This window comes from Capnocytophaga haemolytica, from assembly GCF_001553545.1.
GTDB classification, from domain to species: Bacteria; Bacteroidota; Bacteroidia; order Flavobacteriales; family Flavobacteriaceae; genus Capnocytophaga; species Capnocytophaga haemolytica.
In genome coordinates this window covers 1,449,445-1,464,233 of record NZ_CP014227.1, presented here as the reverse complement: position 1 = coordinate 1,464,233, position 14,789 = coordinate 1,449,445, and the positions used below count along the sequence as shown (strand labels likewise).

At 45.3% G+C, this 14,789-nt stretch carries 9 protein-coding genes; all 9 read left to right on the top strand.

Features of this window, described 5'->3' with window-relative positions; genetic code table 11:
• The first annotated feature begins 165 nt into the window (after positions 1 to 165).
• The 9 genes from AXF12_RS06565 to secA all read left to right on the top strand — a co-directional run bounded on the left by AXF12_RS06565 (position 166) and on the right by secA (position 14,478).
• A complete protein-coding gene (locus AXF12_RS06565; RefSeq protein ID WP_066429375.1) occupies positions 166 to 1,230 on the top strand; it encodes a hypothetical protein in 1,065 nt (354 codons plus the stop codon).
• Positions 1,231 to 1,252: 22 nt separating this feature from the next.
• Entirely contained in the window at positions 1,253 to 2,830 is a 1,578-nt protein-coding gene (locus tag AXF12_RS06560; protein ID WP_066431837.1) for an OmpP1/FadL family transporter, read from the top strand.
• A gap of 195 nt (positions 2,831 to 3,025) precedes the next feature.
• Entirely contained in the window at positions 3,026 to 4,243 is a 1,218-nt protein-coding gene (locus AXF12_RS06555; protein ID WP_066429373.1) for an RsmB/NOP family class I SAM-dependent RNA methyltransferase, read from the top strand.
• Between the two features lie 36 nt (positions 4,244 to 4,279).
• Entirely contained in the window at positions 4,280 to 4,828 is a 549-nt protein-coding gene (fic, locus tag AXF12_RS06550) for a protein adenylyltransferase Fic (protein WP_066429371.1), read from the top strand.
• Positions 4,829 to 5,155: 327 nt separating this feature from the next.
• Positions 5,156 to 7,270, top strand: coding sequence for a protein-disulfide reductase DsbD family protein (locus tag AXF12_RS06545; protein ID WP_066429369.1), 2,115 nt, complete (start codon positions 5,156 to 5,158; stop codon positions 7,268 to 7,270).
• A 26-nt stretch (positions 7,271 to 7,296) separates the two neighbouring features.
• Complete coding sequence (locus AXF12_RS06540; RefSeq protein ID WP_066431835.1) at positions 7,297 to 8,976, top strand: S41 family peptidase; 1,680 nt, start codon at positions 7,297 to 7,299, stop codon at positions 8,974 to 8,976.
• 1 nt (position 8,977) lies between these two features.
• Complete coding sequence (gene proS, locus AXF12_RS06535; protein WP_066429367.1) at positions 8,978 to 10,456, top strand: proline--tRNA ligase; 1,479 nt, start codon at positions 8,978 to 8,980, stop codon at positions 10,454 to 10,456.
• A gap of 227 nt (positions 10,457 to 10,683) precedes the next feature.
• The gene (locus tag AXF12_RS06530; RefSeq protein ID WP_066429365.1) at positions 10,684 to 10,905 is read left to right on the top strand and encodes a DUF2795 domain-containing protein; all 222 of its coding nucleotides are present in this window, start codon (positions 10,684 to 10,686) and stop codon (positions 10,903 to 10,905) included.
• A gap of 222 nt (positions 10,906 to 11,127) precedes the next feature.
• A complete protein-coding gene (gene secA / locus AXF12_RS06525; RefSeq protein ID WP_066429363.1) occupies positions 11,128 to 14,478 on the top strand; it encodes a preprotein translocase subunit SecA in 3,351 nt (1,116 codons plus the stop codon).
• Positions 14,479 to 14,789 lie beyond the last annotated feature (311 nt).

The window sequence follows — 14,789 nt, the reverse complement described above, 5'->3', positions numbered from 1 at the left end:
ACCGATTTCATTACTCTCAACTCATTAATAAAGAATTTGGCACGAAAATTGTAGTTGGTATATAGGAGAGTAGAAGAAGAGGAAAGCAGAAGAAGAGAAAAAAGAGAAGAACTGAGCTAATTTTCTAATTTCCACCTTTTCTACTTTTCTAAAATAAGAATAGATATGAAGAAAAACACTCAACTCAGGAGTGCCTTTAAGCTGGCGGCAGTGGCAGTGGTGGCACTTGTTTTAGGCTCGTGTGGCGGGTATTATTACGCTGACGGGGTCTATGGTGAGCCCGAAAGGGTGATGGTGGTCGATCGCAGGTATGACGAGGCTCCACAGCCTGTGGAGAACCGCTATACGCCCAATCGCTATAAAGACTATTTTGGCGAGAAAGCGCGTCAGTACAGTGCGGTGAAGGATACGTCTTTTACGCATTTCACGGACGTAAATGCCTATAGCTCACAGCAGTACTCCCGCGAAGGAAATCGCTATGGGGGGTGGGGCAGTCAGCCTTCAAACGTAAATGTGAATGTGTACAACAACGGCTGGTACGATCCTTATTGGGGGTATAATTCCTATTGGGGCTATGACCCATATTGGGGGTACGACTCGTACTGGGGTAATTACTACCGTCCGTACCGCAGTGGTTGGAGCTGGTCATTCGGTTGGAACTCGCACTATGGTTCGTATTGGAATGGCTATTACGGCTATGCACCTTATTACCGAGGGTATTACCATCCTTATTGGGGCTATGATCCATTCTGGGGTGGGTATTACTATCCTTATGGTGGGTATTATGGGTATTATCCTTACTATCGTGGGTATTACTACGATTATTATCCGCGGGATTATTATTATACGCCACGAGGCAGCTACGACCGCGATAGAGATAGAGACGACCGTGAATACTACCGCAGATATTACGGCAATGGTGGGCGTGCCATCATAAGAGAGAACGACCGCCGTGGCGATAGCGACCGTTATCAGAACTACGAGCGTACGGGCGACACGCGTAGCTACCAGCGCCGCGATTACAATCAGTCGCAAAACAACTCGTACAACGGCTACAACAACGGTTATAACAACAATAACACCCAGCGCAGTTACAACCAAGGCAATTACAACGAAAGGAGCTATAACAGTGGAGGCTATGAGCGCAGAGATTACAACTCAGGCAATAGCGGTAGCGGCAACAGCGGTAGAGGTGGCGGTGGCGGTTACACCAGTCCTAACCGTATGTAATAACACTTAAATGGACACGTATATGAAGAGAATATATTATTTAGCAGCCTTTGCCCTACTCGGTGGGGCAGCTGCAAGTGCACAGAATTACGGCGATGCGCTGCGCTACAGCACTGAGGAATTGGGCGCTACGGCGCGCTTTCGCGGGTTGAGCGGTGCCTTTGGTGCCCTCGGCGGCGATCCTTCAGCAATCAATATCAACCCTGCGGGAAGTGCAGTGTATAACGGTTCGGAGATTTCGTTTTCACTGAACAACAACGCCCGTAAGTATGACATTCATTTCTTAGACACCAAGAGCACTGATAAGATGAATGATTTTAATGTCAATCAGTTTAGCGTAAACTTTGTTATCCCTACAGGTGAGCCTGTGGTAAAGAAGATTACTTTCGCTTTTAACTATAACCAGATGAAGAACTTTGATGTGGATAAGTTTACTTATTTTGGGAATGGAGGAAAGGGGCTGACAGACTATTTTACGCATTATGCAAACGCTGGGAATGGAGGCAGTGGCTATCAGTTTGGCTACTTAACACCCATTGATTTATACAATCGCAATATCAATACGCGCTGGTATCAGGAGGATGTAGGAGAACAGTATGCACACTTGCGAGGCAATGCCTGTACGGCTTTCTTGGGCGTAATCTCGGGAATTGTAGAGCCTGTTGCGCTTACAGCGACCAACACAAGTTATACTTCTAATGGTGGTAATAATTGGAAGCACAAATACAAATTGGAAAGAGATGGGTATGTGAATAAGTACAACTTTAACTTTGGAATGCAGTTGGGGGATTATGTATTTGTAGGTACCAATTTGAATAGTCATAGTATCAATGAGAGGGCATTTTACGGTCTGCGCGATGATGCTAATGGAGACAACTCAACGGTTACTTATGTCAATCATCAACAAAGGGTAGAGACTACAGGTAGCGGGTTCTCATTTCAATTAGGGGCTATTGCTAAGCCTATTGAAGGTTTGCGCCTCGGGGTTAGCTATCAATCACCTACGTGGTACAGTATGAAAGAGCAATACCGTGAGGTACTCTATTCAAAAGTAGGCACTCAGGATCGTGATTTAGAATTACTCAATCACTATAGCGACCCTATATGGTTCGAACGCGAGTACAAGTTCCGTACGCCAAGTGCGTGGACAGGAAGTGCGGCTTATATCATTGCTAAGCGCGCTATCCTAAGCGTGGATTACACTTACAAGGCGTATGACAATCTCACTTTCCGCAGTAGCAATATGAGAGATGAAAACCAGATTATCCAAAAAGATTTGGGCGATACCTCCGCGTTACGCATCGGTGGGGAGTTCCGTGTGCCTTTCAAGATGGGCGGGGCTACCAACTATTGGAGTTTCAGAGCGGGCTACCGCTATGAGCAAAGTCCTTACCGCAAGGAGATTGCTCCTGTGGGTGACCTTACCGCTTATTCAGGAGGTATTGGGGTAACCCTCGGTGGGGTACGCTTAGATGCTTCGTACGATGTGGCTAAGCAAACCAACACCTTCCAGATGTACGAGAACGTACTCACTGACAAGGCAGAAATCAAGTCTACCCAAGGCAACTTCTTGTTTACCTTTACCGCGAGATTATTCTAAATTAGCGAATTAGAAATAAGCGAATAGCGAATAGAAAGGCTGTCCAAAAAGTGTTAGCACACTGCAATGACACTTTTTGGGCAGCCTCTTTTGTATGGGTATTGCGGTTTTGCTGAAAAGTAGTACTTTTGCAAATTGAATATAGCTTATAGCAACAGGACTAAAAGCTAAAAGCTATTCGCTAAGAGCTAAAGAATGAAATTACACAAAAACTTAGTCGAGGCTGTCGTTGAAGGTTTGGGATTGATCTTCAATGAGGGCTATTATGCCGATAAGGTTGCTGAGCGGCAGCTAAAAAAAGATAAACGCTGGGGGGCTCGCGATAGGGCTTTCATCGCTGAAACGCTTTACGACATCGTGCGCTGGCGGCGGCTTTATGCAGAGATAGCCGAGGTGCAGTCGCCTTATACGCAGCAAGGACTCAGGCGTCTGTTTGCCGTATGGGCAGTGCTACACCAAATTGCTTTGCCCGATTGGGGGGATTACTTTGAGGCAGTGTCTGAACATAAGGTTAAAGAACAGTTTGGTGCGTTTTCAAAAGTGCGAAAGCTGTGTGAGTCTGTCCCCGATTGGTTAGATGCGGCAGGAGTGGCAGAGTTAGGAGCTGCTTTTTGGGAGCAAGAATTGCGCGCCCTCAATGTGCAAGCTCCCGTAGTGCTGCGTGCCAATAGGCTTAAAACCACTGTTGCGCAGCTTTGCGAACGTTTGGCAGCGGAGGGCGTAGAAGCCTCCACACTGAACGATTACCCTGATGCTCTGCGCCTTACAGAGCGTACGAACGTGTTTAAAACTAAGGCTTTTGCTGAGGGACTCTTTGAGGTGCAGGATGCCTCCTCACAGCGCGTAGCTCCGTTTTTGCAACTCGACAGCAGCGTAAAGCGTGTGATAGACTGCTGTGCAGGGGCTGGAGGCAAGACGCTGCACTTAGCAGCCCTGATGCAAAACAAGGGGCAGATTCTCGCTATGGATATTTACGAGGCTAAATTGCAAGAACTCAAACGTCGTGCGCGCCGTGCAGGAGCCTTTAATATCGAAACGCGCTTGGTAGAGCCTCAACAACTCAAACGCTGGCGAGGCACTGCTGACCGTGTGCTCATCGATGCTCCGTGCAGTGGATTGGGCGTGCTCAGGCGTAATCCTGATGCTAAGTGGAAGCTCACTCCCGAGTTTTTAGACGAGATACGCACCACCCAACAAACTGTGCTACAACAGTATGCCAAACTCCTCAAACCCAGCGGCAAGTTGGTATATGCGACTTGCTCTATCCTGCCTTCTGAAAACCACAAGCAAGTGGAGGCGTTCTTAGCCTCAGAGGCTGGCAAAGGGTTTGTGCTTGAAGAGGAACAATGTATATGGGCACACGAAAGTGGCTATGATGGGTTTTATATGGCAAGATTAGCGATTAGCGAATAGCGATTAGCGAATAGGAGATAGCGATTAGTAGGCGTTATGAACAATAAAGATATAGATAAGAAAAGTTTAGAGCAAGCAAAAGCATTGTTTGCCTCTGGTGCTATTGAGGCAATAGAAGTAGGCACAGTAAGGGGCTTGTGCGATATACATCGGCATTTGTTTGAGGGCTTGTATGACTTTGCAGGGAAAGTGCGAGAGGTGAATATCTCCAAAGGTGGTTTTAGGTTTGCCAACAGTATGTTCCTCAGTGCAAATCTGCCTCTTATAGAGCAGATGCCCGAAGATAGTTTTGAGGCTATCATCGCCAAATACGTAGAGATGAATATTGCGCATCCTTTTATGGAAGGCAATGGACGCAGTATGCGTATATGGTTGGATAGAATGCTTAAAAAGAACCTCAACAAAGTAGTCGATTGGCAACAGGTGGATAAAACGGCTTACTTACAAGCAATGGAACGCAGCCCTATCAACGACTTAGAGCTGAGAGTGTTGCTGCAGGCAGCACTTACAGAGAATATGAACGACCACAATGTTATCTTCAAAGGAATAGAACAGTCCTACTATTACGAAGGCTACGAGGGCTAAGGAATGTCAATTATCCCACAATAGCATATTAGAAAAATTTCCTAACGGTATCAGTACGGATTATGTACGGTATCAGTACGGTACCAGTACGGAAGGAGTTAAGCGGTTTTTAGACAAGTCTAAATCAAGTAAAACATATTATTTTAGTAAAATATACTATTATTTAGCCTTTTAACTTCATAATGCACAATCTGAGATTATGGCACGATCTTTGGTATAATCCTTATCACTAAAAAATGTGTAGAAAATGTTTGGCAGTCTACTTATTTTGCTGTACCTTTGCAGCGCAAAATAGGCTACCTTTAACTCATAAATAGCTATCATTCAATGAAAAGACTTTTATTTATCATAGCATTAGGCTTTAGCTTGCTTACTCAGGCGCAAATATTAAACCCTGTGAAATGGACTACGAGCGTTGAAAAGCTAAGCGATACTGAATACAACTTGGTAAGCACCGCTACCCTTGAGAAGGGCTGGAAGATCTATGGGCTCAATGTGCCTGAGGGTGGTCCTGTGGCTACGGCGTTTACCTTCCCTAAAAGTGCAGACTATCAGTTGGTGGGTAAGATGCTGAGCGTGCCACAGCCTATCACTAAGCACGAGGAGATGTTTGATATGGTCATCTCTTTTTACTACGACAAGGTAACGTTTAAGCAGCATATAAAAGTATTAAAATCAGTAAGTACCATCAATGCGAGCGTTGAGTTTATGAGCTGTAACGATCGCAATTGCTTAGCCCCTAAGTCAGTGGATTTATCCTTTGCTGTAAATGCGAAAGTAAGCGGTCAGGCAGCAGCGGTAAGTGCCCAGCAAGGGGATAACCATACACAAATGGCAGCCCAAAGCGCAACCTTACAGCCACAGATGGGCGGAATTATAGGCTCACAAGAATCTAATACTGAGCAACAAACATTGAGCACAGAGAGCAATAGCACCCAGCAAGTGGTGAGTGATACGCAAAGCGTAAAGCCCACTGCTGAGAGCACTCCATTGAAAGCTCAGAACGTATGGACGATATTCTTCCTCGCGTTCTTATCGGGCTTTCTGGCTTTGCTGACCCCTTGTGTATTCCCTATGATACCAATGACGGTGAGCTACTTTACCAAGCAGAGTAAAACCAAAGCAGCGGGGGTGCGCAATGCGATCTTCTACGGAGTCTCCATCGTGGTGATCTATGTGATTTTAGGTTCCGTGGTTACAGCAGCCTTTGGTGCAGATTCTCTGAATGCGCTCTCGAGCAGTGTGCTATTTAATCTCCTCTTCTTTGTGATATTGGTAATATTCTCTATCTCCTTTTTGGGGGCTTTTGAGATTACCCTGCCGAGTTCGTGGAGCACTAAGGTAGATGCCCAAGCCGATCACAAGGGCTTTGTAGGCATCTTCTTTATGGCATTGGCGTTGGCTATTGTATCCTTCTCGTGCACAGGACCTATCGTAGGGACGCTCTTAGTGCAAGCAGCCACTGAGGGAGGGATTGCCCCTGTGATGGGTATGTTGGGCTTCTCATTGGCAATAGCGTTGCCTTTTACCCTCTTTGCAGCTTTCCCAGGGTGGCTCAATGCGATGCCCAAGTCGGGCGGATGGCTCAATACGGTGAAGGTAGTCTTAGGTTTTGTGGAATTGGCATTAGCCTTTAAATTCCTCTCGAATGCTGACTTAGTCATTGAAGGACATTGGTTAGAGCGCGAAGTATTTGTCGCCATCTGGATTGCCATCTTTGCAACCCTTACGCTTTACTTATTTGGCAAGATACGCCTACCGCACGATTCCCCTATAGAGCATATCTCAGTGGGGCGATTGAGCTTAGGGCTTACTTCGTTGGTCTTTACACTCTATTTATTACCAGGGCTTTGGGGGGCACCTTTGCATCTGATCAGTGCCTTTCCGCCACCGCAACATTACAGTGAATCGCCTTATGGCGTGGGCTATAGCAATACGGGAGGGGGAGCCGATATGACCCGTGCAGAAGCCGCTTTGCCACACGGAGCCCACCTCTTCAAGCCTCACAATATTGTTACTTTTGAGGATTACGAGGAAGGTTTAGCGTATGCAAAGCAGGTAGGCAAACCTGTGCTGATTGACTTCACGGGTAAAGCGTGCGTGAATTGCCGCAAGATGGAGAACAACGTATGGACAGACTCGCGCGTATTAGAGAAACTTAAAAATGAAGTGGTGCTTATCTCGCTATTCGTAGATGATAAGCGCGATTTGCCTGCCGATAAGGTAGTGCCATCAGTGCTTGAGAAAGGCAAGATGCTCACTACCATTGGCAAGAAGTGGAGTGAGTTCCAAACAGTTAGATACCAATCTAACTCACAGCCTTTCTACGTGTTGATGGGGCACGACGAGCAGAACTTAGTGCCTCCTGTGGGCTATACGCCCGATGCGGATGAGTACACAGCGTGGCTTGAGAAAGGTATTAATGCTTTTAAAAATAAATAATACTATATGAAGATGTTATGAATGCAATAAGGCGTAGGAACTACTTACTACCTATCTTTATAGGAGCAGCCTTAGCTTTGGGGCTAATTGCTGGGCGCAAGTTAGCGAATTTTTATATTCCTAAACCGCCCCCTCCTATGCCTTTGCCCATTACTGACAGCGATACGATCCCTGAGAACCCCTATAAGGCTAAGCTGAGTAAGCTGATAGACTATATTGAGAATGAGTATGTGGATAAGGTGAATACCGATAGCATTGTCGATCTGACAGTCAATGGCATATTGCGCAAGTTAGACCCTCACTCTACCTACATATCAAAGCAGGACATACAAGGGGTAGCTGAGACAATGAGCGGTAAGTTTGTAGGGGTTGGCGTGAGTTTCTATATGTATAGAGATACCATTGCGGTCATACGCGCTATTGAAGGCAGTGATGCACAAGCTAAAGGGGTACGTTTTGGCGACCGTATCTTGATGGTTGGCAAAGATACACTTTACAGAAAGCACCTATCAGTAGAGAAGATACGCAGTTTACTTAAAGGAGAGATGGGTTCAAAGGTTGATTTAACACTCTACCGCAAAAGTAGTGATAGCCTTTTTAAACTGCCCATTGAACGTAAGTTTATACCTATCAAGAGTGTCGATTGTTACTATATGGTAAATGACACCTTGGGGTATATCCGTATGAACCGCTTTGCAGAAACTACTTATAATGAATTTTCAGACGCCCTAAATCAGTTGCAAAAGCAAGGGCTAACCAGCTTGGTACTCGACTTGCGCAACAATGCTGGGGGCTTCCTCAGTGTAGGCATTCAAATAGCCGATGAGTTTCTGCCGAAGGACAAAATGATTGTCTTTACTAAGAACAATCGCAAGGAGATAGAGCAAACCTATTCCACAGGTAACGGCAAGTTTCAAAAGCAGCCTCTCTTTGTGCTGGTGAATGAAAATACAGCTTCTGCCAGCGAGATTGTTGCAGGGGCTTTGCAAGATAACGACCGTGGGGTAATCGTCGGGCGACGTAGCTTTGGCAAGGGCTTAGTGCAAAGTGAGATGCCCCTACCCGACGGCTCAGCTGTGCGACTTACCACAGCGCGCTATTACACTCCCACAGGTCGTTCCATACAGAAACCTTACAACCTGCGCCATCAGCGACGTAGCTTCCAGATAGACAATGCCACAGTGCCCGATTCTTTGAAGTTTACTACCCCAAAAGGTAAAACTGTATACGGTGGCGGGGGTATTTATCCCGATGCTTATATCCCGATGGATATGAAGCCCGAAGCCTATATGGTGCGTGAGGTGCTTAGCTCTGGGCTTACCGACTATTTCCTATTTGAATATTTGGACAGCCACCCTAAACAGAGCCATAAACCGAATGAACGTGTCTTTATCAAAGATTATAAAATCAGCAAGGAGATGTTTGCCGCTTTTAGTAAGTTCCTCAAAGAACGCAAAATACTTATCAATATATACCAAAGCAGTGCAGAGGTGTCTAAGTATCTGAAAGCAAGTCTTGCTGAGATATGGTACAACGACAATGTAGCGGGCTACATCCGCAATCAGCACGATTATTACATTGATAAGTGCCTGCACTACTACCGCAATAAAGAGCACTCACACACCTCTACGGCTATGCTGAGGAAAGACAAAGTAATCAAAAAACGGGCTGTGAAGCCTTCTAAAAATAAAAAGTTAAGAAATTAATATGAGCAAAAGTTTAACCACACGTGGTGAAGATTATTCAAAATGGTACAATGAGTTGGTAGTTCGCGCTGAGCTGGCTGAGAGTTCAGGGGTGCGCGGCTGTATGGTGATCAAGCCTTATGGCTATGCTATCTGGGAGAAGATGCGCGATGAACTCGACCGTATGTTTAAGGAGACAGGACACGTAAATGCCTACTTTCCACTATTTGTACCCCGTAGCTACTTTGAGGCTGAAGAGAAGAACGCTGAGGGGTTTGCCAAAGAATGTGCCGTAGTTACCCACTATCGCCTAAAAACAGACCCTGACAACCCCGGTAAGTTGATGGTAGACCCAGAGGCTAAGCTCGAGGAAGAACTCATCGTGCGCCCTACTTCTGAGGCAATCATCTGGAATACATACAAAAACTGGATACAATCCTATCGCGACCTGCCGATCCTCATCAACCAATGGGCAAACGTAGTGCGCTGGGAGATGCGTACACGCTTATTCCTACGCACCGCTGAGTTCCTTTGGCAAGAAGGGCACACTGCCCACGCTACCAAAGCAGAAGCCCTTGAAGAGGCTGAAAAAATGATGAATGTCTATGCTGATTTTGTAGAAAACTTTATGGCAGTGCCTGTCGTGAAAGGACTTAAAACAGAGACTGAACGCTTTGCAGGGGCAGATGAAACTTACTGCATTGAGGCACTGATGCAAGACGGCAAAGCATTGCAAGCCGGCACTTCACACTTCCTTGGGCAGAACTTCGCGAAGGCTTTTGATGTGAAATTTACTTCTAAAGAAGGTACGTTAGACTATGTATGGGCAAGCTCTTGGGGCGTATCAACACGCCTTATGGGAGCTTTGATTATGACCCACAGCGACGACAAAGGCTTGGTGTTGCCGCCTAAGCTCGCTCCTTTGCAAGTGGTGATTGTGCCTATCTACAAAGGCGAAGATCAATTAGAACAGATACGCGAGCGCATTGCACCGCTCTTAACCGAGCTGAAAGCCAAAGGCATCAGTGTGAAATTTGATGATGATAACACTCAGAAACCAGGCTTTAAGTTCAATGAATATGAGCTCAAAGGGGTACCTGTACGCTTAGCCGTAGGGCAAAGAGACTTAGAGAACAACACCTTTGAAGTAGCGCGCCGCGACACCCTCACCAAAGAGACCGTGTCAGGGGAAAACATTGTAGCCCATATTGAGCAACTATTGGTGGATATACAGAACAACATCTACCAGAAGGCATTGGACTATCGTAATACGCATATCACTGAGGTGAACAGCTATGAGGAGTTTAAAACCCTTTTAGAGACCAAAGGCGGGTTCCTCTCAGCCCACTGGGACGGCACCCCTGAGACCGAAGAGCGCATCAAAGAGGAAACGAAGGCTACTATCCGCTGCATTCCTCTCAATCGCAAAGAAGAATCAGGCACTTGCATCTACTCAGGTAAGCCTTCCAAAGGGCGCGTACTCTTCGCGAAGGCGTATTAGGGCAACAATAAATAAAGTCGAGCTTATATGAACTCGACTTTTTTCTTTTATCTGTATTCGTTAGGGGTTCGTTGTGCATTCGAATTAAGACAAAGAACAAATAAACGCTTCACAAACTTATAATGAAATTGTATTCTAAAATTATACAGAAAAAATTTTTTATTTATACTTGCTAATTAAAATATTTGTATTACTTTTGCCGAAATTTTTTAAATACCTATTCATTTATGTATTGGACATTAGAACTTGCATCGTATTTAAGTGACGCGCCTTGGCCTGCGACGAAAGACGAACTCATTGATTATGCGATCCGTACGGGAGCTCCTATGGAAGTGGTTGAAAACCTTCAAGAAATAGAAGACGAGGGTGATATGTATGAGTCCATCGATGAAATATGGCCTGATTATCCTTCCGAAGACGACTATCTTTGGAATGAGGACGAATATTAATGAATAATGCACAATGTATAATTTATAATGTATCAATCGCCTGACTTTGTGCTGGGCAATTTACACATCATAAGTTATGAATGATTAGTGACCTGACATTTTGTCAGGTTGCACTATATTGGAATGATATTTGACAATGAATAATGTATTGTTTATAATGTATTTTTTGCTATCTACAATTCTACATTATACGTTGTACATTAAACATTAAACATTAGATAAATGAGCATAATAAATTCACTTATTAAAATTTTTGTAGGCGATAAAGCTAAGAACGACATCAAAGCCATTCAGCCTATTGTTGAGAAGATCAAAAGCTATGGTGCGCAAATGGAGCGCATCAGCAATGATGAATTGCGTGCTAAGACCTTAGAGTTTAAGGAAAAGATCAAAGCTGCACGCGCTGAAGCTGATGCTAAGATCGCCGCCTTGCAAGCCGAAGCAAATGCTACCGACGATATTGACAAGAAAGAAGATCTTTACACTGAGATCGATAAGCTCAGCGGTGAAGCCTACACTGCTTCAGAGAAAGTACTCAATGAGATACTCCCTGAAGCCTTTGCAGTGATGAAAGAAACCGCACGCAGGTTCGCTTCAAACCCTACACTAAAAGTTACTGCCTCAGAGCACGACCGTGAGCTCTCTGGACTGCACGATTATGTTACTATTGAGGGGGATAACGCTGTCTGGAAGAATTCTTGGGATGCTGCAGGTAAAGAAGTTACTTGGGATATGGTTCACTACGATGTTCAGCTCATCGGAGGGATTGCTTTACACCAAGGAAAGATTGCTGAGATGCAAACAGGGGAGGGTAAAACGTTAGTAGCCACCTTGCCCGTCTATTTAAATGCGCTCACAGGAAATGGCGTTCATTTGGTAACTGTGAACGACTACTTAGCAAAACGCGACAGTGCTTGGATGGGTCCTCTCTTTGAATTTCACGGATTACGCGTTGATTGTATCGATAATCACCAGCCTAACTCTGAGGCAAGGCGTCGCGCTTATAATGCAGACATTACTTATGGTACAAACAACGAGTTTGGCTTTGATTATCTCCGTGATAATATGGCACACACTCCAGAGGACTTGGTGCAGCGCTCCCACAATTATGCCATCGTTGACGAGGTGGATTCGGTGCTTGTGGACGATGCCCGTACCCCGTTGATCATCTCAGGACCGATGCCAAAAGGCGAATTTCACGAGTTCAACGAGCTGAAACCCTTAGTGGCTGACTTAGTAAACAAGCAGCGCACTTACTTAACCAAAGTTTTAGCTGATGCTCGCAAGCTTATCGCTGAAGGCAACACAAAAGAAGGTGGTTTCTTGCTCCTGCGCGTGCATCGAGGCTTGCCTAAGAATAAAGCCCTTATAAAATTCCTCAGTGAAGAAGGCGTAAAGCAACTCTTGCAAAAAACAGAGAACTACTATATGCAAGATAACAATCGCGAGATGCCTAAGGTGGATGAGGAGCTTTACTTCGTGATTGACGAGAAAAATAATCAGATAGAACTTACCGATAAAGGCTTTGCCGACATTGCTTACGACGGCGATAAGGATTTCTTCGTACTTCCAGACCTTAGCGTGGAGCTTACAGCCATTGAAAATGAAAATTTATCCGTGGAGGAAGAGGGTGCACGCAAGGATAAGCTCTTTGAAGACTTCAATGTGAAGAGCGAACGCATTCACACACTCAATCAGCTCTTAAAAGCCTACACTTTATTCGAGAAAGATATTGAATACGTGGTAATCGACAACAAGGTGCTCATCGTTGATGAACAAACAGGTCGTATTATGGACGGACGCCGCTATTCCGATGGTTTACACCAAGCTATCGAAGCTAAAGAAGGCGTAAAGATTGAAGCAGCCACTCAAACCTACGCCACTATCACCTTGCAGAACTATTTCCGTATGTATAAGAAGCTATCGGGGATGACGGGTACTGCAATTACCGAGGCTGGCGAGTTCTGGGAGATTTATAAGCTCGATGTAATGGAGATCCCTACCAATAGACCTATTGCACGCAAGGATCACAACGACCTTATATACAAAACCAAGCGCGAAAAATACAACGCCGTGATCGATAAGGTGGTGGAATTGTCCCAAGCAGGGCGTCCTGTGCTTATCGGTACTACATCGGTGGAAGTTTCCGAGTTGTTAAGCCGTATGCTCACGATGAGAAAGATAAAACACAATGTTCTCAACGCAAAGCTCCACAAAAAAGAGGCTGAAATCGTAGCAGAAGCAGGGCAACCTGGGGTAGTTACCATTGCTACCAATATGGCAGGGCGTGGTACCGACATCAAATTGACGCCTGAAACACGCGATGCGGGCGGTTTGGCGATTATCGGCACTGAAAGACACGATTCTCGTCGTGTTGATAGGCAGCTCAGAGGGCGTTCAGGTCGTCAAGGCGATCCTGGTAGTTCACTCTTCTATGTTTCATTGGAAGACAACCTGATGCGCCTCTTCGGATCGGAACGTATCGCTAAATTAATGGATAGCCTCGGGCATAAAGAGGGTGATGTAATTCAACACTCGATAATGACCAAGCGAATTGAGGCTGCACAAAAGAAAGTTGAGGAGAATAACTTCGGAATACGCAAGCGCCTCTTGGAATACGATGATGTGATGAACGCACAGCGCGAAGTGATCTATAAACGCCGTCGTCACGCATTGGAGGGCGAGCGCCTCAAAGTTGACTTGGCTAATATGATCTACGACACCTGCGATTTGATCGTTGAAGGCAATAAAGGCGAGGGCAGCTTCCGAAATTTTGAATACGAACTCAAGAAATACTTCTCGCTCGAGTCAAAAATCACTGAGCAAGAGTTCGCACGCACTTCGGCAGAGAGTCTCACCAAAAAACTCTATCGTGAGGTGCTCGACCACTATCAATCGAAGATAGAACACAGCGCTCAGATGGCATTCCCCGTTATCAAAAACGTTTACGAGAATCCTTCGAACACCTACGAGCGCATCGTCGTGCCTTTCACCGATGGTGAGAAAGCGCTTAACGTGGTCACCGATTTAAAAGAGGCTTACGAGAGCGCAGGCAAGCAGCTCATCAACGATTTCGAGAAGAATATCACCCTATCGATCATTGATGAAGCGTGGAAAACCCATCTGCGCAAGATGGATGAGCTGAAACAATCGGTGCAGTTGGCGGTGCACGAGCAAAAAGACCCGCTCCTGATTTACAAGTTTGAAGCCTTCGAGCTTTTCAAGAGTATGATCGATAAAGTCAATAAAGACATCGTTTCCTTCCTCTTCAAAGCCGAATTACCCGTACAAAACGCACCAATTCAGGAGGCTCACAACATAAGAAGGACTGAAAACTACCAAACCAGCAAGGAAGAGGTGCTCAACAGCGATGAAGAAGCCGCAAGAAGGGCTGAAGCAATGCAGCAACCTCAAAGACACTCGGTGGTAGAAACTATCATACGCGAAACTCCGAAGATCAACCGTAATGACAAGGTTACGATACAGAACATCCATACGGGCGAGCGCAAAGAAATGAAATACAAACAAGCACAGCCCCTCCTGAGTCAAGGACAATGGGTGATTGTTAAATAGAAGGTGAGAAATCAGATATCAAAGGTCAGAGATCAGATTTAGTACTGAATAACAAAGGTTAAAGTACGCTTTTCTGATCGCTGACCTTTGATTTTTTGACTTATAACACCGCTTTCTTATCCCTAATCCTTCATCCTTAACCACTAATCACTATTATCTAATCCCTAACCCTTAATCCTTAATCACTAAGTAACCATTTTTTATCAATAAACACCGATCTCTCATCTCCAATCTCTGAAATCTTATCACTGATTACTGTTCTCTGACCCCTGATCTCTGAATTCTTATCACTGATCCCTGTTCTCTGAACC